Source organism: Streptomyces rectiverticillatus, from assembly GCF_013394065.1.
Classification (GTDB): Bacteria; Actinomycetota; Actinomycetes; order Streptomycetales; family Streptomycetaceae; genus Streptomyces; species Streptomyces rectiverticillatus.
In genome coordinates this window covers 7,151,265-7,177,610 of sequence record NZ_CP040752.1, presented here as the reverse complement: position 1 = coordinate 7,177,610, position 26,346 = coordinate 7,151,265, and the positions used below count along the sequence as shown (strand labels likewise).

The following is a 26,346-nucleotide window of genomic DNA, read 5'->3' as shown; positions in this document are numbered from 1 at the left end:
CGTGCACGACACTCCCGACATCCGCCCTCTCCCGGGCCGCGGCCCCGAGCCCCTCGTCCGCGTACGCGGCCTGAGCAAACGGCTCGGCGGCACCCTCGCGCTGGACGCGGTCGACCTCGACATCCGCACCGGCAGCGTCCTGGCCCTGCTCGGTGCCAACGGCGCCGGGAAGTCCACCCTCATCAAGGTGCTGGCGGGCATCCACCACGCGGACGAGGGCGAGGTGAGCGTGGCCGGGCACCCGCTGGGCACCGAGGCGGCCTCCCGGGCCATGTCCTTCATCCACCAGGACCTGGGGCTGGTCGGGTGGATGACCGTCGCCGAGAACATCGCCCTGGGCACCGGATACCCGCGCCGCGCGGGGCTGGTGTCCTGGCGGCGGACCCGCCGGCAGTGCACCGAGGCCCTGGGCATCATCGCCGCACACCTCGACCCGGACGCCGTCGTCGCCGACCTCACGCGAGCCGAACGCTCCCTGGTCGCCATCGCCCGCGCCCTGTGCACCCGGGCCGCACTGATCGTCCTGGACGAGCCGACCGCCAGCCTCCCGGCGGCCGACTGCGAGCGGCTCTTCGGCGTCCTGCACACCCTGCGCGACCACGGCCGCGCCGTCGTCTTCGTCACCCACCGGCTCGACGAGGTGTACAAGGTCGCGGACGCGTTCGCCGTGCTGCGCGACGGCCGGCTCGTCAGCCACGGCCCGCTCGCCGGCCACGGCCCCGCCCGACTGGTGCACGACATCGTGGGCCACGACGCCGTGGGCCACGGGCCGGGCGCCCACGGCATCACCGACCCCGCCCCGGGCCCCGCCGTCCTGAGCCTCGACGGCGTGCGCACCGAGCACACCGGGCCGGTCAGCCTGCGGCTGCGCCCCGGCGAGATCCTCGGCATGGTGGGCCTCACCGGCGCCGGGCACATGGAGCTGGGCCGCGCCCTCGCCGGCTCCCGGCCGGTCCTCGGCGGGCGGATCCGGCTCAACGGGCGCCCGTACCGGCCGGGCACGGTCGCGGCCGCCGTCGGCGACGGCGTCGGCTTCGTGACCAGCGACCGGCAGGAGGAGGGCTGCGCACCGGAGCTGACCGTACGGGAGAACTTCCTGGCCAACCCCCGGGCGGCAGGCCTGCGGGGCGCGCACTGGATCAGCCCCGGGCGCGAGCGCGCCACGGCCGGCGCCCTGATCGAGCGGTTCGCGGTGCACCCCCGCGACAGCGAGGCACCGATCGCCACCCTCTCCGGCGGCAACCAGCAGAAGGTCATGATCGGGCGCTGGCTGGGGACGAGCCGGAACCTGCTGATCCTGGAGGAGCCGACCGCCGGCGTCGACGTCGGCGCCAAGGCGGCGATCTACCGGCTGCTCCGGGACGCGCTGGCCGCAGGCCTCGCCGTCCTGCTCATCTCCACCGACTTCGAGGAGGTCGCCGACGTGTGTCACCGCGCCCTGGTGTTCGTCCGCGGAACCGTGACGGCGGAGCTCAGCGGCGAAGCGCTCACCGTCACCGCGCTCACCCACGCCGCCTCGGACATCGCCGCCCTCACCGGAACGCCGGGACGATGACGCCGCCCTCCCCTTCCCCTCCCCCGTCCCCGCCGCCCTCCTCTCCGGTGCCTCCGCCCGCTCCTTCGCCTCCTTCGCCCCGGCACCCGCCGGGCCACCTCTTCGGGCACCTCATCGGCGCCTACGGCCTCCTCGCCCTCACGGCCCTGCTGTTCCTGTGCTTCTCCCTCGCCCTGCCCCGCACCTTCCCCACCCTGGACAACATCTCCGCGGTCCTGTCCAGCCAGTCGATCCCCGCCGTGCTCGCGCTCGGTGCCACGATCCCCATCGCCGCCGGCAAGTTCGACCTGTCCATCGGCTACGGCCTCGGCCTCGCACACGTCCTGACGATGCAGCTCGTCGTCGCCGAACGGTGGCCCTGGCCGCTCGCCTGCCTCGTGGTGATCCTGGGCGGGGCGGCCGTCGGCGCCGTCAACGGCGCCGTCGTCGAATTCGCGAAGATCGACTCCTTCATCGCCACCCTCGGCACCGGCAGCATCATGTACGCCTTCACCGGCTGGATCACCGACGGGGCCCGGATCGTCCCCGGCCCGCACGGCCTGCCGGCCGCCTTCACCGCCCTCTACGACTCCCGGTTCCTCGGCCTGCCCGTCTCCGCCTTCTACGTCCTCGCCCTCACCGCCGCGCTGTGGCTGCTCCTGGAACGGCTGCCCCTCGGCCGGTACTTCTACGTCATCGGGTCCAACGCCCGCGCCGCCGACCTCGTGGGCATCCCCTCCCGGCGCTACGTGATCTACGCCTTCACCGGATCGGGCCTGGTCGTCGGCGTCGCCGGTGTCCTGCTCGCCGCGCAGCAGCAGACCGGCAACCCCAGCGTCGGCATGGACTACCTGCTGCCCGCCTTCGTCGGCGCGCTGCTCGGCTCCACCGCGATCAGGCCCGGCCGCGCCAACGCCCTGGGCACCCTCGTCGCCGTCACCGTCCTGGCCGTCGGCCTCGCCGGGATCGGCCAGCTCGGCGCCCGCTTCTGGGTCACGCCGCTGTTCAACGGCAGCACCCTGCTCCTCGCGGTCGGCCTGGCCGGCTACGCCGCGCGCCGGCAGCTGCGCCGACGGCGGACGGAACCCTCCCGGACGCCCCGTCACCCGCCCGGAGCCACGCGGTGACCACGGCCCGCACCACCCTGGCGGGTACGGTCGCGCTGGCAGTGGCCGCATGCGTCGTCGCCACCGGCTGCGAACGCGGTTCGTCGACGGGCGCCGCCTCCCCGCCCCCGGAGCCGGCGGCGGCCGGGTGCCCCGCCGTCCTGGCGAAGGCCCGGGCGGCCACCCGGCAGGCCGAGAAGACCGACACGGCGTGGGACGGCCCCACCACCGGCCCCCGCGCGGTCCGCGGCAAGAAGATCGTCTACGTAGCGCAGACCATGACCAACCCGGGCGTCGCGGGCACCGTCCACGGTGTGCGGGAAGCCGCGCGGGCCATCGGCTGGGACGTCCGGGTAATCGACGGACAGGGCACCCCCGCCGGGATCCAGGCGGCGTTCAGCCAGGCCGTCGCCCTCCGGCCGGCGGGCATCGTCATCGGCGGCTTCGACCCCCGTCTGACGTCCCAGCAGGTCGCGAGGGCCCACGCGGACCGCATCCCGCTCATCGGCTGGCACGCGGTCGACTCCCCCGGCCCGAGCGCGGACCCCCGGCTGTTCACCAACGTCACCACCCGGGTCGAGGACGTCGCGAGGATCAGCGCGGACTGGGTCATCGCGCACTCCCACGGCACCGCCGGAGTCGTGGTGTTCACCGACGCCTCGATTCCGTTCGCCAGGAACAAGTCCGAGCTGATCGAGAAGGAGCTCGCCACCTGCTCCGGAGTGAAGCTCCTCGCGGAGGAGAACATCCCGCTCTCGGACACGTCCAGCCGCACCCCCCAGGAAGTCTCCTCCCTCCTCTCCCGCTTCCCCGACACCTGGACCCACTCCGTCGCCATCAACGACGTCTACTTCGCCGACGCCGCCCCCGCCCTGCGCGCCGCCCGCAGAAAGGGCGGCGGCGCCCCCTACAACATCGGCGCGGGCGACGGCGACCCCTCCGCCTTCCAACGCATCAACAGCAAACAATTCCAGGCAGCCACCGTCCCCGAACCCCTCTCCCAGCAAGGCTGGCAGATCGTCGACGAGTTCAACCGCGCCTTCTCCGCCCGACCCCCCAGCGGATACGTCGCCCCGGTCCACATCGCCACGGCCGCCAACAGCACCGGAACCACGTCCTGGGACCCACCCGGCTACCGCGCGGCCTACCGGAAGATCTGGGGCACGTAAGAGAGGGCGCTGACACGGCCCTCACACGCAACCGCTCGGGGCGCCCGCGTCGCGCCACTGGGCGAAGCGGTTGCAGACGGTCTGCCAGGCACCGAACCCAGGCGGCACATCCCGCCACTGGCTGCCGGTGCGGAACCGCCATGACGCCCTCGAACTGCTGCCGCAGCGTATTCCTCCCGCGCCATCCGCGCCCGCCTTCGACGCGATGCGTCCACATCACCGCCATCAACGAATGGCTCCACCTACTTCGAAACACGGCCTACTAGGTTCTGTCTCTCCGATCACGATCGGAGAGACAGACCGTCGACGCGGCGTCTGCTCAGTTCTTATGTGCGGTCACCAGAGCGAAGGAGAGGAATTCTCCGCAGTCTGTGGTGAGCATGTCGATGACAGGCTGGTTCGCGCTCTGGCCGTCGGGATGGCGTTCAGCGCCTGCCCGGACTCACAGCAGCCAGTCCCGCCAGGCACCTTGCTGCAGCCGCGCGGACGCGACCTTCACCACGCCGAGGAGTGACCAGCGTTCCGCCGGTGCGGGCGAGGGCGCACTGACCGGCGAGAGGTCGCCTGTGGTTGGCAGCGCCGCCCGAAATCGGTGGACACGTCGCTCCCGAGAGCTCTAGGTTTGCGCGGGCCCAAGATCGACACGTCCAAGCGGGGTGCATTTGATGACGGTTCAAGCAGTGGTGGCCGACTGCGGACGGCTGCCCTCCAGGAACGCCAGGACCTCATCGAACTAAGGAATCCCTCCTGTGGATCTTCCACGCATTTTCACCATTCGCGAGAGCAGCCACCGCATCCACAACCCGTTCACCGCTGACAAGCTCGCCGCGCTGGGCCAGGCGCTCCATCTGGCACCTGGCACGCGGGCACTCGACCTCGCCAGCGGATCGGGCGAGATGCTGTGCACCTGGGCGCGTGACCACCGCGTCACGGGGACGGGGGTGGACGTCAGCACAGTGTTCACCGAGAAGGCCCGCGCCCGTGCCGCTGAACTGGGAGTCGCCGACCAGGTCGACTTCGTCCACGGCGATGCCTCCGGCTACGTCGCGGACGAGCCGGTCGATCTCGCCGCGTGTGTCGGCGCCACCTGGATCGGGGGCGGCGTGGCCGGCACCGTCGAGCTGCTGGGCCGCAGCCTCCGCCCAGGCGGCCTTATGCTGATCGGCGAGCCGTACTGGCGTCAGGCAACGCCGACCCAGGACGTCGTCGAAGGCTGTCACGCCAGCAGCAGAGCCGACTTCCGGATGCTGCCGGAGCTGATCGGGCACTTCGGCGACCTCGGGTACGACGTTGTGGAGATGGTGCTCGCCGACCAGGACAGCTGGGACCGGTACCAGGCGGCGCAGTGGCTCAACCTCCGCTGCTGGCTCGAGCAGAATCCCGATGACGAGCTGGCCGCCGAGGTGCGGGCCGAGCTCACCACCGGGCCTGCCCGCTACGTGCAGTACACCCGTGAGTACCTCGGCTGGGGCGTCTTCGCGCTGATGAGCCGCTGACACTCCGGGCAGTGCGGGTCTGGGCAGCATGCTGTCCGGACCCGCACGTTTCAGGCCGTGCCCCAATCTCGCTGACTACTCGTTGCGCTTCCCGATGCCGAGCTGGAGGGCGCCGCCCACGAGCCTGTGCAGGTTGTTCCATTGATACCCGAGGCCGTCTTCGGTCACGAGCGGAGCCAGATGAGGAGTGCGGCGGCGGTGACGGTGCCGAGGAAGACGTATCCACGCTTGTCGTAGCGGGTGGCGACGGCCCGGAAGTGCTTGATTCTGTTGATCGCCCGCTCGACAGTGTTCCTGGCTTTGTACCGGATCTTGTCGAAGTGGGCGGGTCGGCCGCCACGTGAACCTCTGCGCAGGCGGGCCGTCTTGGTGTCGCTCTTCTCCGGGATCACGTGCCGGATACCGCGTCGCCGCAGGTAGGCGCGGATCACGCCGTTGCTGTATGCCTTGTCGGCGCTGACGCTGCCCGGTACCCGCCGTGGCCTGCCCACGCCGAGCCGGGGAACGCGGATCTTGTCCATGACCTGCTCGAACTGGGTGCAGTCCGCCCGCTGCCCCGGAGTGATGACCAAGGAGAGCGGGCGGCACTTGCCGTCCGCACTCAGGTGGAGCTTGCAGGTCAGCCCGCCGCGCGAGCGGCCGAGGGCTTCGCCTGGAGCACCGCCCCCGCCGGGAACGGGTGCGGGCGCATGTTCGCCTGCACGTGAACTGATCTTTGTGCGGCCCCTTTTGAAGCACCGGACGTTGCCGGCGGCGGGTCTTTCGGGGCCCCGGCGGCGTGCTGGTGGGCGCGGATGGAGGTGGAGTCGATGTTGATATTCCAGTCGAGGTCGCCCGTGGCGTCGGCGACGGCCTGGACGTGTTGGAGCAGCTTCTTCCAGGTGCCGTCGGCCGACCACAGCTTGTGGCGTTTGTGGACGGTCTGCCAGGGGCCGAAGCGTTCGGGCAGCTCGCGCCACTGGCAGCTGGTGCTGATCCGGTGGATGATCCCGTTGATCACCTGGCGGTGGTCTCGCCACCGGCCGCACCGGTTGTTGCCCTTGGGCAGGAGCGGTTCCAGGACCGCCCACTCGTCGTCGCTGAGATCCCCTCTGCTGAGCATGATCAGAGCAACGAGCCGCCGCGCGAAGGGATATGACCTTCAGCGAGCGAAAGCCTCGGTCAGCAGCCCGGAAATGAGTTGCCCTGGCTGAGGAGGGGCTATTACCCTCACGCCAGCGCGACAGACGCGTGATCTCGGGATGAGGAGGTTGATGAATATGGCTGCCGTTGGCCGTCATCAGCTTGCCCTCGTCCGGCCCGTGCGATAGCAGAGCGCGGCCGGTCGTTCCAACGACCAGGAGAGACACATGTCTTCCTCTTCTTCCCCCGTCCACGCCGACGTGGTCACCAAGCGCCTCGTCCTGCGGCCCTGGACCAGGAGCGAGGCCACCGCGGTCCTCGACGGCACCCGGTCCCCGCACTGGGCGGACGATTTTCCCGCCGAAGGTGATCGCGTGGTCGCGGGCCTCTTCGAGATGTATCCCGACTGGCTCGGCGCCTACGGCCACCGTCTGGTCATCGAGTGCGACAGCGGCCTGGTGGTGGGCTCCATCGGCCTGTTCTGGCCGCCCAGCGAGGGCGTCCTTGAGATCGGATACGGCATCGTGGCCTCCCGACGTGGCCGGGGCTATGCCCCCGAGGCCGCCCAGGCCCTCGCCGACTTCGCCCTCACCGCGCCAGAAGTCCACACCGTGTCCGCCGACGTGGAACTGTCGAACCCGGCCTCAGTCCGAGTAATGGAGAAGGCCGGCTTCCACCGCTGGGCGACCGGGGAGAACGTAGCCAAGTGCAGGATCCCGATCCCGGACCGCGATCTGCGCTGATTGCGTGGGATCCTGGAAGCAGTGCCCTCCAGGACCCCATTGCGGTGGCTGATTTCCCCGGGCACCCAGCGTGATCGGAGAGACAGAACCTAGTCGCGCTTGGGCCAGATGAGGCCCTGATCGGTCCAGATGACACCCTTGTTGCGGCAGAGGCAGAAGGGGTGGCCAATGGGGTCGGCGTAAACGCGGAAGCCGTAGCCGTCGGGGCCGATGCAGTCCCGCTGCAGGGTCGCGCCGAGGGCGAGGACGCGGCGCTGTTCGGCCTCGATGTCGTCGACTTCGAAGTCGAGGTGGAACTGCTTGGGGTGCTCGCTGTCGGGCCACTGCGGGGCGCGGTAGTCCTCCACCTGGATGAAGGCCAGTTCGATCTCGCCGAACTGGATACCGGCCCAGTTCTCGTTACTGCCCTCCTTGACCGGGAGCCCCATCACCTCAGAGTAGAAGGCTGCCAGCTTCATCGTGTCCGGGCAATCGATGATGAAGTCGGTTAGTCGTAGCATCCCGCGATCTTGCCACAAGCTCAAACGAGCCGGACTTTGAGACAAGCCCTAACCCCGGCCGGCCGGGCCGACTCACACAGGCATGCAGCGGCGGTAGCCTTCGGCGGCCTTCTCCAGCAACCGGTTGGTCTTCTCCCGGTCAGCCGCCGCGTAGCCCAACTCGTTCAACGCGTGGCGGTACCGGTCGACCTCTGCCGACCGGGTCCGGTACATCGCGTTGTCAATGTGCTCGACGCAGACGAGCTCGGCCGGCCCGCCGTCCCTGAACCGCAAGTGCGTGATAGCTCGATAGCCGGCATCAGCTGACGGCGATGAGCAGCTCCACCCGCTTCTCGATGCTCTCCACCGGCTCGTGTGCATCTCGTCCGCCGAGTCCTCCAGCGCGATCAGGGAAGGCGCCGGCCAATATTGTGCCCGGCCGGCAACTCTTCGTCCTGTTAGGGCTGGTCGGTGAGGAGGCCGGCGCGTTCGGCGAGGAGAGCGGCCTGGAGACGCCGCTGCACCCCGAGCTTGCGCAGCACGGCTCGTACGTGGTCCTTGACCGTGCCCAGGCTCAGGTGCAGTTGCCGGCCGATGTCGGCATTGGGCAGTCCCCGGGCCGTCAGGGTGAGGATTTGTTGCTCGCGGGGGGGGGAAGAGCCGGGCGATGACGGCTGTGGTCGCGGTCCGGCTGGCGTCCGACAGGATCAACGTGAAGATCAAGATCATGGCTGCGGCGGTCGTCGCTTCGACGATGGCGCTCGCGGCGGCACCCGCCGCCTATGCGGTGGACCCGGTGCAGGAGCACAACATCGCGAAGTGCTACTTCGACAAGAGTGCGTCGGGCAAGGAGAAGGAGTGCCTCAAGCGAGCCGGTATCGCCGGCGCGGCTGCCCTTACCCTGGGCAGGATCAACAACAAGAAGGCCAAGGAAATCACCGCCAACGCGACGGTCGGTGCGCTGGCCGCCTGCAGTCATCTTCGCCGTCTGGGCCCTCGTCCTGTTCGTGGTCGACGCTTACGTGATCCGCGCCTTGTGGGGCCAGTTCCTCTTCACCGGCGCTTCCGTCGTCGCCATGACCTACCTCCAGAACAAAATCGCTCCCCGGAAGGAAACCTGACCGGCACGAAGTCAGCGGCGTCGACGTCTCCAGCGAACGACGCCGACCCCCAGCGCGCAGCGGAGGACCCCGGCATCACCCTGCCGGGGTCCTCCACCGGTTACCCACCGACTCGCGCAGATCCTCCAGCCGCACGACCAGCAGGTGCTGAGCGGTGCGCTTCCGTGCATGGTCGTCGGGTTCCGCCGGCCCTGCCGGCCGACCGGTGGCTCTGGAAGATCCGCGACCGCGCCGCCGTCAACGCCAGGCTGCCCGCGGTGAGCCTCGGCACGGCCGACCCCTCGAACGTGCCAAGCGGCTACGCCCTTCAGCTCAGCCTCGGACCACTGGACTCCCTCGTCGACTCGATGCAGAGGAGGCAAAGCCGGCCGAGGAAGCGGAAGAGGGTGAGGAAGGGGCCGACCCGCCGTCCCATGAGGCGCCCCCGCCGAAGCGAGGCAGCCTGGCGTCCTGCCGCGCGGATTGTCGGGCTGGTAGTGGGGGCATGGGAGCGGAGGCTGTTGGGGAGGGGGTACGGGGCTGGCGGCCATCGTGCGGCGCCGGTGTCCTCATATCGGCGGTCGAAGGAGTGTCATGGCTGATCTTGTGCCCGGCGTCTACGTCCGCGACGTTCCCAGCGGGCTTCGCACGGTGAATGGGGAGGGTACGTCCACCCCGGCGTTTCTGGGACTCACCTACCGAAGGGGCGAGGAGGGGGAAGAGCAGGGATCCGGCTCCTTGCAGCCCGTCAGGAGCTGGAAGGAAGGCGGTCAAGCTCGGCGAGGACGCGGTGCTGGGGGCTCTGTCCGCCGTCACTGGGGTCCGGGCCGGTGCTGCGCCGCGGTTGCCCGATCCTGGTGATGAGCTGGAACGTTTCCTGCCGCTGGCCGAAGCCGTCCATGGGTTTTTCGCCAATGGTGGCGGCTCCTGCTACGTCGTGCCCCTGACGGTCGAGGACGGGAAGTTTGCTTCTCTGGTGACGGCGCTGGAGGCGCTGGAAGGGGTGCACGACGTTCACATGGTGGCGGCGCCGGACATTGCGGTGTGGGCCCCGACGACCGACCGGCTCGGCGAGTGCGCACAGCAGCTCGCCGCCCACTGCGTGAAGATGCAGAACCGCGTCGCCATAGCGGACGTACGCAACGTTGTACTACCCGTGGGTGAAGGTGCCGGGACTGGACGGTGTGGCGCGGCAGGTCCCGCCCTGCGGCCACATCGTCGGCATCTGGGCCCGCACCGACGCCGAACACGGCGTCCATAAAGCCCCTGCCAACACACCCATCAAGGAGATCACCGGCCTGGGGCGCGACCTTAGCGACGGCGAGCAGGGCCCGCTCAACGACGCGGGCATCAACGGCCTGCGTACCTTCCCCGGCCGGGGATCCATGGTCTGGGGTGCCCGTACGCTCGCCGCGCCCGGCGACTCGGACTACCGGTACCTCAACGTGCGTCGGTTGGTGTGTTTCCTGAGGGATTCCATCCTGCAGTCCACCACGTGGGCCGCCTTCGAGCCGAACGACGAAGCCCTGTGGGCCACGATGAGGCAGACCATCACGGCATTCCTCACCGATCCATGGCGTCAAGCGCTCTGACGGGCACCACGCCTGAACAGGCGTTCTGCGTCACCTGCGACCACACCAACAACCCGCCGGAGAGGATTACGGAGGGCGTGGTGAACTGCGATATCGGCATCGCACCGGTCCGTCCGGCCGAGTTCGTCGGGTTCACTGTCCAGCAGTCTGCCGGGCAAGTAACCACTGGCGAATGACCTGGACGCATGCCGGCGTGCGCAGTTGGTGGCACGGCCGGCACGCGGGCGAAAAGACTCCGGACTGCTGTGGCATGGCCTGGTCCGGTGCGCGGTGGGCGGTGGGCGGTGGGCGGTGGGCGGGAGAGCATGCCTAGTTCATGGGCATAGTCAGCCGTACGAGCCTGCCGGGAGGGCTCTACTCCATGTCCTCGATGGGAGCGTCGTCGGTCAGGCGCATGTTCTTGAACGCCTCGCGATGTTCCTGGACCGTCCGGCGCAGACCCTTCTCCGAGGACTTGGTCTTGTTGCCTCCGCCGACCTGGGTCACGTAGGTGCCCTCGCCCCGGGCACGTCCTCTATCCGGGTCACGGAGAAACAGAATCCGGCGACCTCACCGCAGGATTCGGGCAGCCGCTCGCCGGTCCGCTCGGTGACGCCTTCGGCGAGCTTGTGCTTGCCGGACTTGTCGAAGACGATCACGTGCTCCCCTGCGAGGTTGGGGGTGCACTGGTCGCCGCCCTGCCCCTTGCCACTGTTGCGCAGTGGTGAGGTCAGGCATGACGTGGATCATTCCAGCCTGCCCCGATCGCGCAGATATAGGGCCATAGAGCCCTGAGTTGCGGACAGGGCGTTGGCCGGAGTGCGACACTCTCGACAGCAGCCCACTAAGAACTTCTAACGAAATGATCTTCAAGGTGGTTGGATCACTCCGAGACTGATGATCCGGGGGTGCTGGGTCGCTCGGCCGAAGCCATGGGAAGTCGACGACGAGCTGTGGGCGGTGCACGCTGCGCCGAGGAGAACGACCGCACCACTGCCGTGACCGTGCGCCCCGAGCCGGGCGGTGCCCTGAAAGGTCTGTACCGGCCCGCCCCGAACCGTTTGATCGGAGCCGGTGGAAGGTAAATGCGTCGACAGCGCCCCTCGGTACCCGGCAAAGTGGCCGCCCGTGACGAGCAGTGAGCTGTGGACCCGTGCGACCGCCGACCGCTACGACGCCGAGGAGACCGAGACGTCCTCGGCCGCCGTTCTCGGACCGGCTCTCGCCTTCCTCGCCGAGCTCGCCGGAGACGGCCGGGCACTGGAGTTCGCCATCGGGACCGGACGAGTGGGCGTTCCGCTCCGGGAACGCGGCGTGCCGGTAGTGGGCATCGAACTGTCCGAGCACATGGCAGCGGTGCTGCGGCGCAAGATCGACGAGGACACGCTCCCGGTAGTCATCGGGGACATGGCCACCACCGTCGTTCCCGGCGAGTTCACCCTGGTCTATCTCGTCTACAACACCATCACGAACCTGCTCACTCAGGACGAGCAGGTCGAGTGCTTCCGCAACGCCGCACGTCATCTGGAGCCCGGCGGCCGATTCGTCATCGAGCTGGGCGTGCCGCCGCTGCGGTTCCTGCCGCCCGGCCAGGTCGCGGTGCCGTTCGACGTCTCTGAGCAGCATCTCGGCTTCGACACATTCGACCTCGTCGAGCAGATTCTCGTCTCGCACCACTTCACCCGCGACGGCGACGACGGCCGCTACCGCCGCGACAACTCCCGGCACCGCTACGCCTGGCCGGCAGAGCTCGACCTGATGGCACGGATCGCTGGGCTCGAGATGGAACGTCGCGTCGCGGACTGGGACGGGGCGCCGTTCACCCAGGACTCCGCGAAGCACATCTCCGTGTGGCGCAAGCCAACCTGAGGTCGGCCACCGGGCCGTCAAAGTAAGCCGTGCCTGTCTTGAAACTCCTACCGGGAGTTCAGACGTCGCCAGCAGATCAGTGCGCATCCGAGGGTGAGGAAGGCTTCGTGGATGTCGTCGCGTATCTCCCAGCGGACCCGCAGGCGGCGGAACCAGTGCAGGCGGGCGAATGCTCGCTCCACGACCCAGCGTTGGGCGCCGAGTCCGGAGCCATGCTCGGTGCCCCGGCGGGCGATCAGCGGCTTCACGCCGAGATCCCGGACGAGGCGGCGGTACTTGTCGTGGTCGTAGCCGCGGTCGCCCAGCACCACGTCCGGGCGGTGCCGGGGCCGGCCTCGCTTGCCCCGCACCGGCGGTACCGCCTGAAGCAGCGGGATCAGCTGGGTGACGTCGTGGCGGTTGCCGCCGGTCAAGGTGGCGGCGAGCGGGATACCAGTGGCGTCGGTGATCAGGTGATACTTGCTGCCCGTCCTACCCCGGTCAACGGGGCTTCGTCCCGTCTTGGATCCGCCTTTAACGCCCGTATGTGGGAGCCGTCGACAGCCGCCCGGGAGAAGTCCAGGGCGTTCGCGCTGCGAAGCTTGGCCAGGAGGACCCCGTGCAGCCGGGGCCAGACTCCAGCCTCGGTCCACTCGGCCAAGCGGCGCCAGCAGGTCATACCCGAGCCGAAGCCGAGCTCCTGCGGCAGATGTTCCCAGGCGATCCCCGTGTGCAGGACGAACAGGATGCCCTGGAACACCAGCCGGTCCGGATGCCGCCTACGCCCGGGATGCAGGGGCCGACGCTCCACCTTCGGTAGCAGCCGCTCGATCACCGCCCACAGCTCGTCATCGACTTCCCACGGCTTCGATCGAGCCACCCCACACCCCCAGATCATCAATCTCGGAGTGATCCAACCACCTTGAAGATCATTTCGTTAGGACTTCTAAGGCGTGCCCGATGAGACCTTGTCTCCACCGGACACGCCCTCGGCGGTTGCTCAAGCCGTGCCTCATGTGACGACACAACGAAGTCTGTAGACGAATCGACCTATCGGCGTGCCCGCAAGCCGGCCGTCGCCAGCAGTGGGATGGCGAGGGGGTGTCCGAAGCGGCACCGCCCTCGTGGTGTCACCGGTGGCGGCGACCGGACCCCGCGTTGGACGCTTTATGACGCCGGATCTCAGGGCGTCATGACGTCGGGTGCGGGTGCGCGCTCAGCCGATGACGTCGAGGAGGTAACTGCTGTAGCTTCCGGCCGGCTGGTTGCCGAAGGGTTGCACGCTGGCACCGGCGGGAACCGTGCAGTTCTCGTCGAGGAACTCGACGAGAACATGTGACGTGTTGTTGCGGACCGAAAGCGCAGTGCCGTTGTTGGCACCCGGGAAGTCGACCTGCGTACAGGTGCCGGTCAGCGGGCGCCGGTCAATGTCGGTCGAGCCCGTGAAGAACACTCCGCTGTACTGGCAGACAGCATCCGTTGCGGGGCAGGGCGGTGCCGCCTGGGCGGATGTGGGGCCGACCACCATGGCGGCGGCCAGGCAGCCCACTGCGGCAGCAGACGTCACGATCCTGGACAGTGTGCGGGACATGCGACCTCCTTGGAACGACAGTCCTTGCGGGCACGTAGCTCAGGTTCGGCGCAGTGCTCCTCTCCACCCGGCCACACCCTTGGGATGCGGCGTAACCGGGCAACATAGGGGATACGAAAGGTGGCCACGCCGGCACAATCGGCTCGAAGGGATCAATCTCGGGCCGGGCGTCTGCGGGACGCACGGGGGGCGAGTGGGAGCTGCGCGTGCGAGGCCTCGCGCTGAACGGATAGTCCGCAGTGGCTGGCGCTCCGGCAGAGCCTCTCGCCATGGCCTGAAGTGTGCGCTCAGATTGTCTGATAGTAGAAGGCGTGTGGCAGGGGCGCGCGGTGGTGAGAGGCCGCGCCCCTGTTGGCTCACAAGCCCTGCTGCCCAGCAAGGAGGCCAGCAGGCACAGGGGCGCCTGTAACGAACAGCAAGCTCACAAACTCACATGGCAAGCAGCCGAGCGGGCCAGGCAGTGAATCATCAACGTGACATCTCGCCCCGAGGCGGCGCTGGCCGGCTACGCCTGCGCAAGGAGGGCGGGAGCCCACTCGATCGGTGCAGCCGCCGTCGCCGCTCGGTGATGGCGCGCCTGAATGCGTCTGTGGAACGGGAGGGGGATACCTGCCCACACCGGGTGGTGGCCTTGTCCAGGGTGGCCAGTTTCAAGTACCGGCGACTCTTCGTGGCGTGCATCGTCACGGGCCTTGCCACGTTGTTCGTCAGCGCCGGGCAGGCCGGAGGTGCCGAAAGTGTGGCGCATAATCATCCGGTGTCACACGAGATAAGCATTTTCGCCCTTCGCCAACAAGGCCCCGAGGACAACGTTCACCCGGAGCAGCACGGTGAGATCCGCCCGCTGATCAACGGGCAGGACGTCATCGAGGACGTCTACCCCGAGGGCACCACCTCGTGGTGGCAGGGCATTCCACTGGCTGCGACGGAGGCCGGTCGCAAGGTGATGCTGACGGCGGCGGAGTGCAGCACTACTTGCTGCGGCTCGGTCTGGGTGACCATCCGCCGCGAGGGCTCCCACATGCTCTGGACGGATTGGGAGAACAGCGGGGACAGTGGGAAGCTGCCCCCTGAGTACCGGTTCGACGCCGACCAGTACGACACAGAGCTGGCCCGAGCGACAGCGGCTTTCCTGCCTCAAAACACAGGTCGCGGCAAGTCCGTGGAGTTCGTCTACCAGCCGACGGCCGCGGACTTCGAAGAGGCGCTGCGTGCGCGAGCCCGCCGGACAGCAGCGGGCCGGACCCAGGCGCTGCTCGGACCCCTGATGGCTGCGGCCGGCGTGGCCGCCTTCGCCGTGCTCCGTGATATCGCATTGCCCGTGTGGATCACCGCGCTGGTGCTCTCCGTCGCAGCCGCGTCCTGGGGCACTGTGCGTGGGCTGCGCACCATGGCCCGCCGGATGTTCAGCATCGTGGAGCCGTACGGGCAGTGCCGTGTGGTCGCCGACGACCGTGGCATGGCCAGTACCGGCGAGCGAGTGTCCTTTACCCACGACTGGACGGTGTTCCGGGAGTACCTGGAGACTCCGGGGCTCTTCGTGCTGCTGGGCGGTGAGCGCGCGGCCGGAGTCTCGGTGGTGCCCAAGCGAGGGGCCCAGGGCCCTGCGGACGTGGACCAGTTCCGGGTGGTTCTGGACAGAAACCTGAAGCGGATCTAATCGGCGCTGAGCCTGGCCGGCCTGCGGAGACGCGATGGCGAGCGACGGCGGGTGCCGCCGGAGACCCCTGCCGTTCGGCGCTCTGTGATCACGGGGGCTGCGACGGAAGGAAGGAGATTGCGCGTGTGTCCGGGTATGGCTTTCACCCGTTGACTCTCGGCGTGAGGTTCGTGTTGGAGCTGGTGGCTCTGATGTGCTTCGGGCTCTGGGCATGGGTTACGGCGCCTGCTCCTCTGCAGTACGTCTTTGTGGTTGCCGTTCCCCTGGTCGCGGCCGTGCTGTGGGGAGTATTTGCCACCCCCGGTGATGCGTCCCGGTCCGGAGGGACCGTGATTGCGACACCTGGTCTGCTGCGACTCCTGCTGGAGCTGGCCGTCTTCTTCGGTAGCGCGGCGGCGTTGTACGCCACGGATTTCCGCACTCCGGCCGTGATGCTCGCCGGGGTGCTGGTCATGCACCACCTTCTATCGTGGGATCGGGTGTTGTGGCTGCTTAGGCATTGAGTTCGCCTGGGGACCGTCGCCAAACTCCCGTGCGAGGGGCGCGAGCCTCATGACGTCAAGTGCGTGCTCTTGGTGCCCGGCCTCGCGCCGATGTACCCGGGGCGGGGCAGCGACAGTGTGTGGGTGGCGTGGCGCGGCCGGCGAGTTCAAACCGTCTGCGCTCTTTCCAGTGAACTGAGCAGCAGCTGCATGCCGCATCCGGCCGCCGGAGGGGTGCCGGGCGGCGATTCACGCAGCGGGGCAGCCCGCCGGGTAGTTCCGCCCAGATCGCGTGTAGGTCTGTGAGGTGGTGCAGGAGACAGTCCCTGTCGTCGGCCTACACCGGTGTGGAGGCTGTCAGGCGCTGTTCGATCCTGACGAAGGGGTCGAGCTGTCCAAGGTCGATATCCGGGATGGGCAAAGCGTGCAGGCGCTGGAGCAGGGGTGCCATCTCGCCGGGGGTTCCGTGCCGGTGCGGTGGGAGCTCTTCCCAGAAGGTGACGGCGCGTTCTCGGGCGTGGACGGGCTGGTCGATGAGCAGGGGCCGCACGGCCGGCAGGTGGTGGGTGGCGAGCCAGCGGGTGACGGCGACTTCCCGGGCTGCCGCCTGGTGCCGGCCGAGGCGGGCGATGCGGCGGGAAGCCTGTTCCCGTGGGCTGGTCAGGCCGGCGCCGTGGTGATGCGGCGGCGCAGCTCGGTCACGTCCGGCTGCTTGCTGTGGTGGCTGGAGTAGCGGAAGAGTTCCCGGAGGTCTTCGGCCGCGCGGCGGGAGCGCAGACGTCCGACCTCGTCCAGGGCGCGGTTGGCGATGGCGACGGCTCCTTGCGGGTCGCCGGTGACCATGGTGAGGGGGAGAACTTGGTGCCGGAGAACGCGCGGCTTCGGGTCTCCGGTCGGTTGCCGTCAGGCGCCCCGCCCGCGTGCCGAATCCCACGCGTGCCACAGAGCTGCATAGGCCCCCTCCGCCGCCAGGAGCTCCTCGTGGCTGCCGAGTTCGACGATGCGGCCGCGGTCCATGACCGCGATGCGGTCGGCTTCCCGGACGGAGTCCAGGCGGTGCACGATCGAGATCAGGGCCGGCCCGATCCGGTCGGCGAGGCACTGGCCCGCGCCGAAGCCGCGTACGCCGAGGCGGGAACCCGGCTCCCACCGGAGTACGAAGCGTTCGTGCGCCTGGTGCAGAACCTCTCCCCCAGAACCCTGGCGGACGAGGGCGCTGCAGCAGAATGGCTCGACTTGTTCGAAGTGGCCGCGCTCACCGGCACCTCCGCCGCGCACCGCCCGCAGCCGCCGGTCCGGAACCGGCTGGCCGACTACGCCCGGATCACCACACCCCTGCTGGTGGTGGGGTTCGCCGACGACGTGCTGGACTTCCTCGCCACCCTTTCCACAACCGACCCCGGAGGGCCCCGTGTCCGCTGAGTCCGCTGCCGCCGCTGCCGCCGCTGCCGTGTCCTCCGGGAACGCGGAAACAGCCGCTGTCCATGTCGTGCATGTCGGCCAGGAGCCGCCGGGGGCATGGGCGGCAGCCGTCTACTTGTGCGGTCCGACCCCGCCGGCCCCGCGGAGCCCTCCTGGCGTCCGGACGCCGTCGCCGCCCTGCGCGCCGCTTGGACGGACGCGGGGCGGCTCGCGGTGTTCTTGCCCGAGCCCGCCCCCGGGGGCGCCTACCCGGCGTACCCGGATCAGATCGCCTGGGAGGAGGAGGCTCGGGCCGGGCGGTGCTCGGCGCTCCGCCCGAGGCCGAACGCATGGCGTATCTGCTGCACTTCGCCGACGGGCTCGGGGTGCCGGTGGAGCGCACCCTCCTGGGGGCGGCGGGCGCGGCCCTGCGCGCGGTGGGGGCGGGATCCCGCCGCACGGGCGGGGAGTGGGCGGTGCCGCTCACGGTGTGGCGGTCCGCACCGTTCCCTACCTGGTATGCCGACCGCCGGGCGGCCGGCGACCGGCTCCTGGACGCGCGCGTGGAGTGGTACGCCCCGCACGCGGGGCCGGACGGGGGCGCGGCCTGGCTGCTGACCGTCACGATCGCGCCGGGCGACGGAAGCGCCCCCGCCGTCGGACGCCTGCTGTCGGCTCAGGGACAGGGCTTGCTCATATAGAGGGCTTGCTCGCCCTCGGACGCGGTCCCGTCGTAGAGCACCGTGTCCAGTCCGCAGAAGGCGAAGCCCATCCGCCGGTAGGCGTGGATCGCCGGGGCGTTGACATTGGTGACCTCCAGCCAGATGTGCCCGGCGCCGCGCTCGCGAGCGAACTTCCCGGCGCACTCCATCAGTGCACGGCCGACTCCCCGGCCGCGGTGGTCCGGCGCCACCTCGATGTCCTCGACGGTGAGCCGGCGGTTCCACGGGGAGTAGGAGACCGCGACGAATCCGGCCAGGCCACCGCCGGCCGTGATGGCGAGGAAGGTCCGGCTGCCGGGGTCCTCGCCGTCGTCCCCGTCCTCGGCACCGCCGTCGGGCTCGTCCTCGGGGAAGACCTTGGTCAGGGGCGGGTCCACAGGGACCTCCCGGAGCGTGAATCCGTCGTCGGCGACCTCCACGCGGAAGACGGTGCCGGTCGTGAAGGAGCCGTCGAGCGCCTCGATGGCGTCGGTGTCCTCGGGGCGGGCGGTGCGGAACACGTAGGCCGTGCCGTCGGCAGTGGTCATGTCGCGACGCTACGACCGCCCAGGCCGGGACGAGTCGCTTTTCGGCCGCCGCGCGCTGCGGCGTGGGCCGGCCGGCCTCCTCGGTCGCTGAAACATTCCTTTCCGGTGCCGTCCCCGTCGTGCGAGCTGTTCACGCCAACCTCCGCGGAATCGCGGCCGGATGGGTCCACTCAATGAAAATCAGAGGTGGCTCGGCGGCGACGGAGTCGCAAGCATCCTTTCCGGCCGGCCGCAGACCTCCGAGTCGGCGGCTTCCTCCGCCCGGCGTGCTCTCGCCGCGGCACCGCAGCCCCGGCCGCGCCGGCACCCGGCACGTGCCGAACCGGATCGTCATGGGCGCCTTCAACCGCGCCCCCGGCACGTTGCATGTACTCGCCTTCCCGATCGGCTCCCATGTCCGCACCGCCGACCGAACCACGTGGCGCAACGGCAGCGGGTGCGACCGCACGGTCGTCACTGCCACCACCAGCAGGTCGGCGGCCACCGTCACTGCCAGCCCGGGACGTAACCACGGGCCCGTTCCTCTTCGGCACGAAACTGCCGGCCGGGGCGGTTGGGCATCCGGGCGTCACGCCCCTTCCGCCGGCCAGCGCCCGGCCGGCATTGGCGGCGGTCACGCCGGGAGGAGTGCTGTCAGGGCGGTGGTAGACGGTCGCCAGGGTCCGCTACTTGGCCAAGTAGCCGCCGTCGATCACATGGTCGCTACCCGTCAGGTACGAGGCGTCGTCGGACACGAGGAAGGCGACGAGCGCGGCGATCTCCGACGGCTGGGCGATGCGCCGCAAGGGGACGGAGGCGAGGAGATCGGCGGTCGCGCCGGGCGGGAGGGCGGCGGCCATGGGGGTGTCGACGAGGCCCGGTGACACCGACAGGACCCGCACGCCCTGTCCAGCGTACTCACGGGCCGCGGTTCGGGTCAGGGCGAGGACGCCCTGCTTGGCGGCGGCGTAGGCGGCATGGCCGCGGAAGCCCGAATGTGCCGCTATGGAGGCGATGTTGACGATGGCACCACCGGTCGCGGCCATCGCGGGGAGCTGGCAGCGCATCGCATGGAAGACGCCGTAGAGGTTCACTCTCATCACGGTGTCGAAGTCAGCGGGCGCCAGCTGGGCGAGCGGGACGAGGGGGCCGTTGGTCCCGGCGCTGTTGACCGCGATCCGCAGGCCGCCGTGCAGTCCGGCCGCCTCCGATACGACGCGGGCGACGCTGTCCGGGTCGGTCACGTCGATCCGGCGGGGCAGGGCGGTGCCGCCCGCCTTGGTGATCTCCTCGGCCACCCGGGTCGCGCCGTCCACGTCCAGGTCGGCGACCACCACCACGGCGCCTTCCTCCGCCAGCCGTCCCGCGCACACCGCGCCGATGCCGGAGCCGCCGCCGGTCACCAGGGCGACCCGATCGTGCAGTCGGCCCAGCTGGGCTCCGTTGTCCGGCGTCTGTGCGAGTACTGACATGGAGGGCTCCTGGCGAGGTGGGCGGTGGGCAGGGATGCGGAATCACAACGCGCGGCGGGGGTGGCCGGTGAGGAGGAGGCGGTCCGGGCGGAGGACGGTGCCGACCAGGGGCCGTACGGGCGGCGCGGCGTCAGCCGGTGCGATGCGGCGGTGGGCGGTGAACGCGGCCAGTGCCAGGGTCAGTTCGGCCCAGGCGAAGTCCTCTCCGATACACAGCCGGCTGCCCGCGCCGAAGGGGAGGTAGAGGTGCCGCGGTGCCTTCGCGGCGCTGTCGCGCGGCCAGCGCTCGGGGTCGAAGCGCTCGGGGTCCTCGTACAGGTGCGGATCACGGTGCAGGGCGTACGGGCTGAAAAAGACCTCTTCCCCCGGGGAGAGGTGGACGCCGCCGAGCCGGACCGGCCGTACCGCGCGGCGCATGAGCAGCCACGAGGGCGGGCGCAGCCGCAGCGTCTCGGTCAGGATCTGCCGGGTGTGGATCAGGGCGGGCAGGTCCTCGAAGCCGGGGGGCCGTCCGGCAAGGACGGTGTCGAGTTCGTCGTGGAGGCGCCGCTGGACCTCGGGGCGGCGGGAGATCTCGTACAGGGCCCAGGCCAGGGCGGCGCTGACGGTGCCGGTGCCCGCGAGGAAGAGGGTGATCAGCTCGTCGGTCACCTCGGCATCGGTGAGGGCTCCGTCCGGTCCTTCGGCGAGCAGCAGCATCGAGAGCAGGTCGCCGTGGTCCCGGCCGTCGGCGCGGTAGGTCTCGACGATCCGCCGCAGGACGGCCACCAGGCGGCGCAGCGGGCCGGGGTCCGGGGGACGCCAGCCCGGCAGCAGCGGGACGCGTTCCGCCCAAGCGTGCAGTGGGGAGAGCGCGAGGCGCATCGAGTGGTATTTGACGGCCAGCCAGTCCTTGACGGCGGGGCGCAGGCCGGGGTCCTGGGGGTGTGCGAAGAGGGTGCCGAGCAGGATGTCGAGAGTCAGGCGGTGGATGTCCGGCATCAGATCGCGTGTGGTGCCCGGCTCCCAGGCGGCGGAGCGGGCCCCGGAGCAGTCGGTCATGACGCGGGTGCAGCGGGCGATCCGCTCGTGGTGAAAGGCGGGCTGCATCATCCGGCGGTGGCGTAGGTGGCGGTCGCCTGCGGCGGTGATCAGTCCGTCGCCGAGCGGCACCCGCAGGGCGTCGAACATCGCGCCTTTGTCGAAGGACCGGGCCCGCACGGTCAGCAGTTCCCGGATCAGTTCGCCGGAGCTGAGGACGTGGACGGGGCGCGGGCCGATGTAGATCTTCGTCACCGGGCCGTGCCGGCGCAGTTCGCGGACGAAGCGCAGCGCGTCGCGGTGGAGCCAGGGGGCGTGACCGGCCAGTGGCAGCCGGCCGGGGGCGGTGGGAACTTCGACAGAGGAACGTTTCGGCGCCATGCTCGTCCGCATGTCAGACCACCTTGTGCGCGGCCGCGGCGTCGCCCCCGGCAGCCCGGAGGCGACGCTGTCCGGCGAAGAGGCCGTCGACGACGAACGCGTGGGTGTGGGTGGGGAAGTGGGTCAGCAGCGGCCGCGGTCCGTACATGAGCGGTACGCCCGGCCAGGTGCCGTCTCCGCGCTGGGTTTCCAGGAGGTGGCCGAGCCCGGGTGCCCAGCACGTCTCGTCGTGTTCTCCGCCGACGAGGCCGCCGCGCTCCAGGGCGGCGAGCGCCAGGCCGGTGGCGGCCGGGGTGCTCGGTCCGCCTGCCTCGACGGGCCACCCGCCATCGGGATTGCGGGTTGCGGCCAGAGCGCGGGCGGCGGGGTGTCCGGGCGGGTGTGGCGTCGCGCCGCCGGAATGTACCGCTGCGCTCTGGTGGTGCGCCGTCGTGCCCTTGTCGTGGAGTGCCGTCGTGCCCTTGTTGTGGTGTGCCGGCGTGCCCTTTTCGTGGTGTGCCGTTGTGCCGAGAGCGGGCAGGACCTCGGCGGTGGCGTACGGCAGGCCCCGGTACCAGCCGGCCTGCCAGCGCCCCCGCTCGCCGAAGCGGCCGGTGAGCCAGGTGCGCGCCGCGGCCAGCGGTACGTGGTGGTGGCCGCGGTGGCGGTCGAGCGCGGTGACGACATGGGCGACGACATCGTCCACCGGAGGGTCTCCGGCGGACTGCCAGGTCCGCCAGAGCCCGTCGGACGTCTGCTGCCGGGCCAGATGGCGCAGCCCGGCCCGCACCGTACCGGCCGTCGCGCCGTCGTCCACGCCGGCCAGTGCGATCAGGGCGGCCGCGGTGGTGTCGTTGTCGGATTCGACTCCCAGGCGGTACGGCCAGCCACCGTCCGGGTTCTGTGCCGCGACCAGGAACGCGACGGCGGCGGGCAGCCCGTGGCGGTCGAAGGCCGGGTTGCCGCGAAAGGAGCGTACGGTCAGCGCGGTGTCCCAGACGTCGCTGGTGGAGAAGCGCCAGGTCCCGTCCGGGAGTTGGCCGGCGATCAGGTGTTCCGTGCAGCGGTGGGCGGCGGCGCTGCCGGGCGCGGCGGCCTGGAGCGCGAGGGCCGCGAGGGCGGTGGCGACCGGGCTGCCGGAGAAGTCGCCCGCCGGCGACTGTTCCTCGGCGATCGTGAGGGCGGCCCGCCGGGCGGCGTTCCGGTCGCCGATGTGGAGTTCCACCAGGGCGTGGGCGGACCATAGTTCCACCCGCGTCCAGCGTTTGAGCCGGCCGGGGGCCGCGACCGCGGCGGCCAGTTCCTTGCGCAGCGTCTCGGGGGCGGTGCCGCCGCGGGCCGCACGTCCCCTGTGCAGGGCGACGGCCTGGACCAGGCGGGCACGGGCGGCCAACGCCTCGTCGGTGAACGCGGGGTGGCTGACGTCGACGGGACCACCGGTGTCCAGGGCCAGGGACAGCAGCGCGGACTCCACGGCGTGCGCCACCGGATGGTGGTTCTGGGGAGCGGCGCTGCCGGTGAGCCATGCCAGGCCCCGCTCGGCGGCCCGCCCGGCTCCCGGATGCAGTGAGCGGGAGAGGGAGAGGGCCAGCGTGCCGAGCGCGGTTTCGGTGATGCGGGGAGAGGGGGTGGCGAGCCAAGAGCCGTTGTCCCGCTGGGTGGCGAGGGCGTGCCGGGTGGCGAGGGTGAGGGAACGATTCACCTGTGCCGCGAGCACAGGCGATGAGCACGCGTGCGGTGCGCGGGGTAACGCACGTCCTGTTGACATCTGTCCTCTGCTTCTCGTGCTGCTGCTACTCGTACTGCCTCTGGCGCTCCGGATGCTGCCGGGGGCATGGATAGAGGTCCTGGTGGGCCCGTGCGGGAGCCGGGGGCGCCGGATCGCGTACGAGGACCCGAAGTAGCCTGACAGCGTGGACACTTCACTACCGGTCACCCACTCCCCACGGGAGATGGTCTCGATAGCGGACACATGCTCCGTCGCGTTACAGAACATGCCGCGGCTCGAAAACTGGCTCAAAGAGCTCGCACTCCCCGTGGACCCCGCACTCGTCCCCCTGATGTGTCTTCAGACGCCCTTCTGCACACCATGGCTGTCCTCGGAGACCTGCTACCAGGTGTCCCGGCTCATGCTCTGGCTGATGGCGATCGACAACGTGCTGGACGCGCCGGGCCCGGCAGGCGCTACGGAGGCCCGGGTGCGTGCCTGGCGACGGGTCCTCGACGGGCGTGCAGGAGGGGGCGGCGACCCCGTGGCGCTCGCTCTGGCGGAGATCGCGGAGGCCCTGCGGCGCGACGGCCGCCCCGAGCTCGCCGCCGTCTGGCGGGAGAGCATGCATCAGACGCTCACCGGCATGACCCTCGAGAACGCGGCGGCCCGGGCGGCGGCGGCCGGGGGCGGCCTGCCCCGCCTGACCGACTACCTGCTGCACGGCGCCTGGAGCATCGGCGTCGAGCAGCAGGTCACCGCCCTGTGGGCGCTCATGGACGAGCCGGGGCTGCCCCTCCGGCTGCCCGTGCTGCGCGGCGCACTCCGCCAGGCCGCGACCGCGATCCGCCTGCTCAACGACCTCCGCGGGCACCACCGGGAACGGTCCGAAAGCAAGGTCGACGCCCTCGCCATCGGCCTGGGCGAACAGGAGGCGCACCAGCGCGCGGAGGCCGGGATCGAGGGCTGCCGACGGGCCCTGGCACCGCTGACCGGGGCCGGGTACGGTTCAGCGGTGGCACTGGAGCGGGTGGTGCTCTGGCATGCACGGATGTACCGCCACTTCGACCCCGTACGGCCCGGACAGGCGGCTGCCCGTCCCCTGCCCGGCGGCGGACCGGACGCCACCGGGACCACGCGCCACGCTCCGTTCGTTCACCGGCCGAGGGAGGCCCCGCCCATGGGTACGGAACAGGAAGTCCCGAGCGAGCAGCAGGTCCGGGAAGTTCAGGAAGTTCAGGAAGTCCTGGACGTCATCGCGTCCGGAGCGGATTACGACCGCGCCAGGCTGATGGCCCTCTTCGACCGGCTGGAACCGGTGGGCACCGGCCTTCTCATCGGCACCTGGCGGGGCGGCGCGTTCGAGAGCGACAGTGAGAACGCCGAGCAGCTGGCGAAGATGCGGTGGTACGGCAAGCGGTTCGTCGACGCCGATCACGTGGAGCCGCTGCTGTGCCGGGACGAGAACGGGGAGGTCTACTCGTACGAGGAGATGGGCCTGGCGACACTGCGGGAGGTCGTCCACCGCGGCAAGCAGTCCACGGCGATGGTCTACGACCAGCTGCCCATCATCGACCACTTCCGCCGGCTCACCGACGACGTCCTGCTGGGCGTGATGGACAAGAAGGGCGACCCGGCGGACTTCTACTTCCACCTCACCCGGGTGCCGTCACCCACACGGCCGGCCGATGAGCCGCCCGCAACACGGTGACCCCGAGCCCGTGACCCCGGGCTGCGGGCCGGGGAACCACTCGCCGGAGCGGATGGCTGCGGTGCGCAAGGGGCAGCCGGCACACACCCCGCCGCCCGCATCGCCGCCCCGAGGGCACCGGTGCACCGTGGGACCACGCGGCCACGGCCTGCGCGCCATCGCCCTTCCCTACCTGCAAGACCTCTCGCACGCCACCCACCAGCACGTGCAACTCGTCGTGCGCGAGGGCCCGGGAATGCGTCCTCGCCGAGTGGCTGTCCGCGCATGACGCCCAGCCCGTTATGTTCCGCTGGGGCACGCTCGGACCGTGCACCCGATGGTGCCGCCGGCCTTCCTTCCGCTGTGCCGGACTGTACCGCCCCCCGACTGCGCCGGCCCTGAGCGGTGCCGCCGCCGACGGAGCGCGGGCCCGGCTGCCCGTCCTCTGCGCCCTGGTGCTCTCGGCTGACGGCGGCGGTCAGGCGTCGCTCCGACCGGGCTGCCAGCCGCGTGCCTGCGCCCACACGTCGGCCCGGTGCACCAGTTCCCACACCACCGAGGACTTCGCCGCGGTGTAGGCACGCCGGTCCATGCCGTACCGCTCGGCCAGCAAGGCCTTTCGCGCTCCGTACAGCTCCGCGTCCGCGGGACTGTCCCGGAGATAGTCGCGCAGCAGCAGGCAGAACTGCTCCGCGAAGCTGCCCGCCCGCCGGACGTGCACATGGGTGCGGGGGCCGGACGTCTCGCGGAAGTACCGTTTCGTCCGGTCGGGGTCGCCGGCTCGGAACTCGAACCCCATCGCCTCCAGCGGTGCGCGGAAGGCGGCGGGTTCGAACGCCTCGACGGACACCTGGACGTCGATCACGGGCTTCGCCCTCAGACCCGGTACCGCGGTCGAGCCGATGTGGTCGATGCGCAGTGCGACGTCCCCGAGCCCGGCGCGCAAGCGGAAGCCCAGCTCTCCGAAGAGGGCCGGCCAGGTGTCGCGGTACTCCACGATCTCGATCACGCACCGCACCCTAACGGCGCCACCGGACCGCTTCGGAGGCCCGGCGTTCCGTCAGGCGGAACGATACGACGGGCCCCGCGGATTGCCGTTCCATGTGGGGGAACACCGCCCGCCTTCTCGGGCCCCGTCGGGTCGGCCACCATCACATCGTCAGGATCCACGGAGCCTCCACGCACCCCTGCCCCCGACAAGCGAGTGTGAGGGGGCCGTCCGGCTCGTTCAGCTTTTCCGGATACCAGCGTCCCGTCTGGGCCCTCCGGGGCCGGGCCGCGACTGACGCCGTCCGGCCTGACCAGCACGTGGGTGTCCCGGGCGGTGTCGCAGGGCGCCGGCCGCCCTGCGCCGGGCCGGTGCCGGGTGACGGCAGGAGGAAGCTCAGGAAAGCAGTTCAGGAGGGAAAGCCCCCGGGAGAGCATGGACCGTGCGGTGCGCGTCCGACCGGTCAAGTGAAGAGAAGGTGAGGGGAGGGCGCCATGGGGACGGCCGCGGCGTAGGTGTTGCCGCACTCCACGACCTTCAGGTGCGCCGATGAGATGCCGGCCCGGCGACAAGGCATC

General features: G+C 70.4%; 29 protein-coding genes and 1 pseudogene. 13 read left to right on the top strand and 17 right to left on the bottom strand.

Annotation, left to right across the window (positions count from 1 at the left end; genetic code table 11):
* Position 1: 1 nt before the first annotated feature.
* From FGW37_RS31060 to FGW37_RS31050, 3 genes are read left to right on the top strand one after another with little or no spacing between them, the layout of a single operon-like run.
* On the top strand, positions 2 to 1,555 hold the full coding sequence (locus FGW37_RS31060) for a sugar ABC transporter ATP-binding protein (protein WP_179084109.1): 1,554 nt from the start codon (positions 2 to 4) through the stop codon (positions 1,553 to 1,555).
* Complete coding sequence (locus FGW37_RS31055; RefSeq protein ID WP_179084108.1) at positions 1,552 to 2,661, top strand: ABC transporter permease; 1,110 nt, start codon at positions 1,552 to 1,554, stop codon at positions 2,659 to 2,661. The genes FGW37_RS31060 and FGW37_RS31055 overlap by 4 nt, the downstream gene beginning before the upstream one ends.
* A complete protein-coding gene (locus tag FGW37_RS31050; protein WP_179084107.1) occupies positions 2,658 to 3,809 on the top strand; it encodes a substrate-binding domain-containing protein in 1,152 nt (383 codons plus the stop codon). Before FGW37_RS31055 ends, FGW37_RS31050 begins: the two co-directional genes overlap by 4 nt.
* Before the next feature lie 21 nt (positions 3,810 to 3,830).
* Here the strand turns inward: FGW37_RS31050 and FGW37_RS31045 are convergent, their stop codons facing one another.
* A complete protein-coding gene (locus FGW37_RS31045; RefSeq protein ID WP_425506673.1) occupies positions 3,831 to 3,980 on the bottom strand; it encodes a transposase in 150 nt (49 codons plus the stop codon).
* Positions 3,981 to 4,558: 578 nt separating this feature from the next.
* Between FGW37_RS31045 and FGW37_RS31040 the strand changes: the two genes are divergently transcribed.
* Positions 4,559 to 5,305 (top strand): SAM-dependent methyltransferase, encoded by a 747-nt coding sequence (locus tag FGW37_RS31040; protein ID WP_179084106.1) that lies wholly within the window; start codon positions 4,559 to 4,561, stop codon positions 5,303 to 5,305.
* Positions 5,306 to 5,469: 164 nt separating this feature from the next.
* On the opposite strand, the pseudogene FGW37_RS31035 reads toward FGW37_RS31040, so the two are convergent.
* Positions 5,470 to 6,407: pseudogene (locus tag FGW37_RS31035) on the bottom strand (IS5 family transposase).
* A gap of 247 nt (positions 6,408 to 6,654) precedes the next feature.
* On the opposite strand from FGW37_RS31035, the gene FGW37_RS31030 reads away from it, so the two are divergent.
* Positions 6,655 to 7,170 carry a GNAT family N-acetyltransferase gene (locus FGW37_RS31030; protein ID WP_179084105.1) on the top strand — a complete coding sequence of 172 codons (516 nt, stop codon included), beginning with the start codon at positions 6,655 to 6,657 and terminating at the stop codon, positions 7,168 to 7,170.
* 89 nt (positions 7,171 to 7,259) lie between these two features.
* On the opposite strand, the gene FGW37_RS31025 is transcribed toward FGW37_RS31030, so the two are convergent.
* The 3 genes from FGW37_RS31025 to FGW37_RS31015 all read right to left on the bottom strand — a co-directional run bounded on the left by FGW37_RS31025 (position 7,260) and on the right by FGW37_RS31015 (position 8,245).
* The gene (locus tag FGW37_RS31025; RefSeq protein WP_179084104.1) at positions 7,260 to 7,670 is read right to left on the bottom strand and encodes a VOC family protein; all 411 of its coding nucleotides are present in this window, start codon (positions 7,668 to 7,670) and stop codon (positions 7,260 to 7,262) included.
* 72 nt (positions 7,671 to 7,742) lie between these two features.
* Positions 7,743 to 7,943, bottom strand: a complete 201-nt coding sequence (locus FGW37_RS31020; RefSeq protein ID WP_179084103.1) for a Scr1 family TA system antitoxin-like transcriptional regulator — start codon at positions 7,941 to 7,943, stop codon at positions 7,743 to 7,745.
* A gap of 164 nt (positions 7,944 to 8,107) precedes the next feature.
* Entirely contained in the window at positions 8,108 to 8,245 is a 138-nt protein-coding gene (locus FGW37_RS31015) for a LuxR C-terminal-related transcriptional regulator (protein ID WP_425506672.1), read from the bottom strand.
* A gap of 360 nt (positions 8,246 to 8,605) precedes the next feature.
* Between FGW37_RS31015 and FGW37_RS31010 the strand changes: the two genes are divergently transcribed.
* Entirely contained in the window at positions 8,606 to 8,770 is a 165-nt protein-coding gene (locus tag FGW37_RS31010; protein ID WP_179084102.1) for a hypothetical protein, read from the top strand.
* Positions 8,771 to 9,497: 727 nt separating this feature from the next.
* Here the strand turns inward: FGW37_RS31010 and FGW37_RS31005 are convergent.
* Positions 9,498 to 9,848 carry a hypothetical protein gene (locus FGW37_RS31005; RefSeq protein WP_179084101.1) on the bottom strand — a complete coding sequence of 117 codons (351 nt, stop codon included), beginning with the start codon at positions 9,846 to 9,848 and terminating at the stop codon, positions 9,498 to 9,500.
* Between the two features lie 46 nt (positions 9,849 to 9,894).
* On the opposite strand from FGW37_RS31005, the gene FGW37_RS31000 reads away from it, so the two are divergent.
* Positions 9,895 to 10,341, top strand: coding sequence for a phage tail sheath family protein (locus FGW37_RS31000; protein ID WP_281394912.1), 447 nt, complete (start codon positions 9,895 to 9,897; stop codon positions 10,339 to 10,341).
* Positions 10,342 to 10,695: 354 nt separating this feature from the next.
* Here FGW37_RS31000 and FGW37_RS33930 read toward each other — a convergent pair whose 3' ends face one another.
* Both FGW37_RS33930 and FGW37_RS30995 read right to left on the bottom strand, forming a co-directional pair.
* Positions 10,696 to 10,827, bottom strand: a complete 132-nt coding sequence (locus tag FGW37_RS33930) for a hypothetical protein (protein WP_281394911.1) — start codon at positions 10,825 to 10,827, stop codon at positions 10,696 to 10,698.
* The gene (locus FGW37_RS30995) at positions 10,824 to 10,979 is read right to left on the bottom strand and encodes a hypothetical protein (RefSeq protein WP_179084099.1); all 156 of its coding nucleotides are present in this window, start codon (positions 10,977 to 10,979) and stop codon (positions 10,824 to 10,826) included. Before FGW37_RS30995 ends, FGW37_RS33930 begins: the two co-directional genes overlap by 4 nt.
* 469 nt (positions 10,980 to 11,448) lie before the next feature.
* On the opposite strand from FGW37_RS30995, the gene FGW37_RS30990 reads away from it, so the two are divergent.
* Positions 11,449 to 12,189 carry a class I SAM-dependent DNA methyltransferase gene (locus tag FGW37_RS30990; protein ID WP_179084098.1) on the top strand — a complete coding sequence of 247 codons (741 nt, stop codon included), beginning with the start codon at positions 11,449 to 11,451 and terminating at the stop codon, positions 12,187 to 12,189.
* A 47-nt stretch (positions 12,190 to 12,236) separates the two neighbouring features.
* On the opposite strand, the gene FGW37_RS30985 is transcribed toward FGW37_RS30990, so the two are convergent.
* Together FGW37_RS30985 and FGW37_RS30980 are read right to left on the bottom strand one after the other, a co-directional pair.
* A protein-coding gene (locus FGW37_RS30985; protein ID WP_246430883.1) for an IS5 family transposase occupies positions 12,237 to 13,066 on the bottom strand; the annotation gives its coding sequence in 2 pieces (ribosomal slippage) (positions 12,237 to 12,719 and positions 12,722 to 13,066; 828 coding nt in all).
* A 318-nt stretch (positions 13,067 to 13,384) separates the two neighbouring features.
* Positions 13,385 to 13,759: a hypothetical protein gene (locus tag FGW37_RS30980; RefSeq protein ID WP_179084097.1), complete on the bottom strand. Its 375-nt coding sequence runs from the start codon at positions 13,757 to 13,759 to the stop codon at positions 13,385 to 13,387.
* A 640-nt stretch (positions 13,760 to 14,399) separates the two neighbouring features.
* On the opposite strand from FGW37_RS30980, the gene FGW37_RS30975 reads away from it, so the two are divergent.
* A complete protein-coding gene (locus FGW37_RS30975; RefSeq protein ID WP_179084096.1) occupies positions 14,400 to 15,419 on the top strand; it encodes a YcxB family protein in 1,020 nt (339 codons plus the stop codon).
* Positions 15,420 to 15,544: 125 nt separating this feature from the next.
* The gene (locus tag FGW37_RS30970; RefSeq protein ID WP_246430657.1) at positions 15,545 to 15,922 is read left to right on the top strand and encodes a DUF2568 domain-containing protein; all 378 of its coding nucleotides are present in this window, start codon (positions 15,545 to 15,547) and stop codon (positions 15,920 to 15,922) included.
* Positions 15,923 to 16,561: 639 nt separating this feature from the next.
* Here the strand turns inward: FGW37_RS30970 and FGW37_RS30965 are convergent.
* Both FGW37_RS30965 and FGW37_RS30960 read right to left on the bottom strand, forming a co-directional pair.
* The gene (locus FGW37_RS30965) at positions 16,562 to 16,744 is read right to left on the bottom strand and encodes a hypothetical protein (protein ID WP_179084095.1); all 183 of its coding nucleotides are present in this window, start codon (positions 16,742 to 16,744) and stop codon (positions 16,562 to 16,564) included.
* Between the two features lie 60 nt (positions 16,745 to 16,804).
* On the bottom strand, positions 16,805 to 16,963 hold the full coding sequence (locus FGW37_RS30960) for a hypothetical protein (RefSeq protein ID WP_179079119.1): 159 nt from the start codon (positions 16,961 to 16,963) through the stop codon (positions 16,805 to 16,807).
* Between FGW37_RS30960 and FGW37_RS30955 the strand changes: the two genes are divergently transcribed.
* Entirely contained in the window at positions 16,958 to 17,323 is a 366-nt protein-coding gene (locus FGW37_RS30955; protein WP_179079118.1) for a hypothetical protein, read from the top strand. The two genes, FGW37_RS30960 and FGW37_RS30955, sit on opposite strands and share 6 nt — an antisense overlap.
* Positions 17,324 to 17,622: 299 nt before the next feature.
* Positions 17,623 to 18,003 (top strand): hypothetical protein, encoded by a 381-nt coding sequence (locus FGW37_RS33635; RefSeq protein ID WP_246430656.1) that lies wholly within the window; start codon positions 17,623 to 17,625, stop codon positions 18,001 to 18,003.
* On the opposite strand, the gene FGW37_RS30945 is transcribed toward FGW37_RS33635, so the two are convergent.
* The 4 genes from FGW37_RS30945 to FGW37_RS30930 form a co-directional block, all read right to left on the bottom strand.
* On the bottom strand, positions 17,979 to 18,551 hold the full coding sequence (locus tag FGW37_RS30945; protein ID WP_179084094.1) for a GNAT family N-acetyltransferase: 573 nt from the start codon (positions 18,549 to 18,551) through the stop codon (positions 17,979 to 17,981). The two genes, FGW37_RS33635 and FGW37_RS30945, sit on opposite strands and share 25 nt — an antisense overlap.
* A gap of 665 nt (positions 18,552 to 19,216) precedes the next feature.
* On the bottom strand, positions 19,217 to 20,002 hold the full coding sequence (locus FGW37_RS30940) for an SDR family NAD(P)-dependent oxidoreductase (protein WP_179084093.1): 786 nt from the start codon (positions 20,000 to 20,002) through the stop codon (positions 19,217 to 19,219).
* Between the two features lie 42 nt (positions 20,003 to 20,044).
* The gene (locus FGW37_RS30935; RefSeq protein ID WP_179084092.1) at positions 20,045 to 21,415 is read right to left on the bottom strand and encodes a cytochrome P450; all 1,371 of its coding nucleotides are present in this window, start codon (positions 21,413 to 21,415) and stop codon (positions 20,045 to 20,047) included.
* A 1-nt stretch (position 21,416) separates the two neighbouring features.
* The gene (locus FGW37_RS30930; RefSeq protein ID WP_179084091.1) at positions 21,417 to 23,084 is read right to left on the bottom strand and encodes a prenyltransferase/squalene oxidase repeat-containing protein; all 1,668 of its coding nucleotides are present in this window, start codon (positions 23,082 to 23,084) and stop codon (positions 21,417 to 21,419) included.
* Between the two features lie 211 nt (positions 23,085 to 23,295).
* Here FGW37_RS30930 and FGW37_RS30925 point away from each other — a divergent pair, with 211 nt between their 5' ends.
* Positions 23,296 to 24,801, top strand: a complete 1,506-nt coding sequence (locus FGW37_RS30925; protein WP_246430655.1) for a DUF4334 domain-containing protein — start codon at positions 23,296 to 23,298, stop codon at positions 24,799 to 24,801.
* Positions 24,802 to 25,258: 457 nt separating this feature from the next.
* Here the strand turns inward: FGW37_RS30925 and FGW37_RS30920 are convergent, their stop codons facing one another.
* The gene (locus FGW37_RS30920) at positions 25,259 to 25,789 is read right to left on the bottom strand and encodes a GrpB family protein (RefSeq protein ID WP_218650619.1); all 531 of its coding nucleotides are present in this window, start codon (positions 25,787 to 25,789) and stop codon (positions 25,259 to 25,261) included.
* Positions 25,790 to 26,346 lie beyond the last annotated feature (557 nt).

What these genes read in the sequence shown, in the direction of transcription:
- FGW37_RS30935 (WP_179084092.1), bottom strand. Translation starts at nt 21,415, where the DNA reads ATGCGGACGAGCATGGCGCCGAAACGTTCCTCTGTCGAAGTTCCCACC.
- FGW37_RS30940 (WP_179084093.1), bottom strand. Translation starts at nt 20,002, where the DNA reads ATGTCAGTACTCGCACAGACGCCGGACAACGGAGCCCAGCTGGGCCGA.
- FGW37_RS30980 (WP_179084097.1), bottom strand. Translation starts at nt 13,759, where the DNA reads ATGTCCCGCACACTGTCCAGGATCGTGACGTCTGCTGCCGCAGTGGGC.
- FGW37_RS30965 (WP_179084095.1), bottom strand. Translation starts at nt 16,744, where the DNA reads ATGGTCACCGGCGACCCGCAAGGAGCCGTCGCCATCGCCAACCGCGCC.
- FGW37_RS31025 (WP_179084104.1), bottom strand. Translation starts at nt 7,670, where the DNA reads ATGCTACGACTAACCGACTTCATCATCGATTGCCCGGACACGATGAAG.
- FGW37_RS30945 (WP_179084094.1), bottom strand. Translation starts at nt 18,551, where the DNA reads ATGACCACTGCCGACGGCACGGCCTACGTGTTCCGCACCGCCCGCCCC.
- FGW37_RS31055 (WP_179084108.1), top strand. Translation starts at nt 1,552, where the DNA reads ATGACGCCGCCCTCCCCTTCCCCTCCCCCGTCCCCGCCGCCCTCCTCT.
- FGW37_RS31030 (WP_179084105.1), top strand. Translation starts at nt 6,655, where the DNA reads ATGTCTTCCTCTTCTTCCCCCGTCCACGCCGACGTGGTCACCAAGCGC.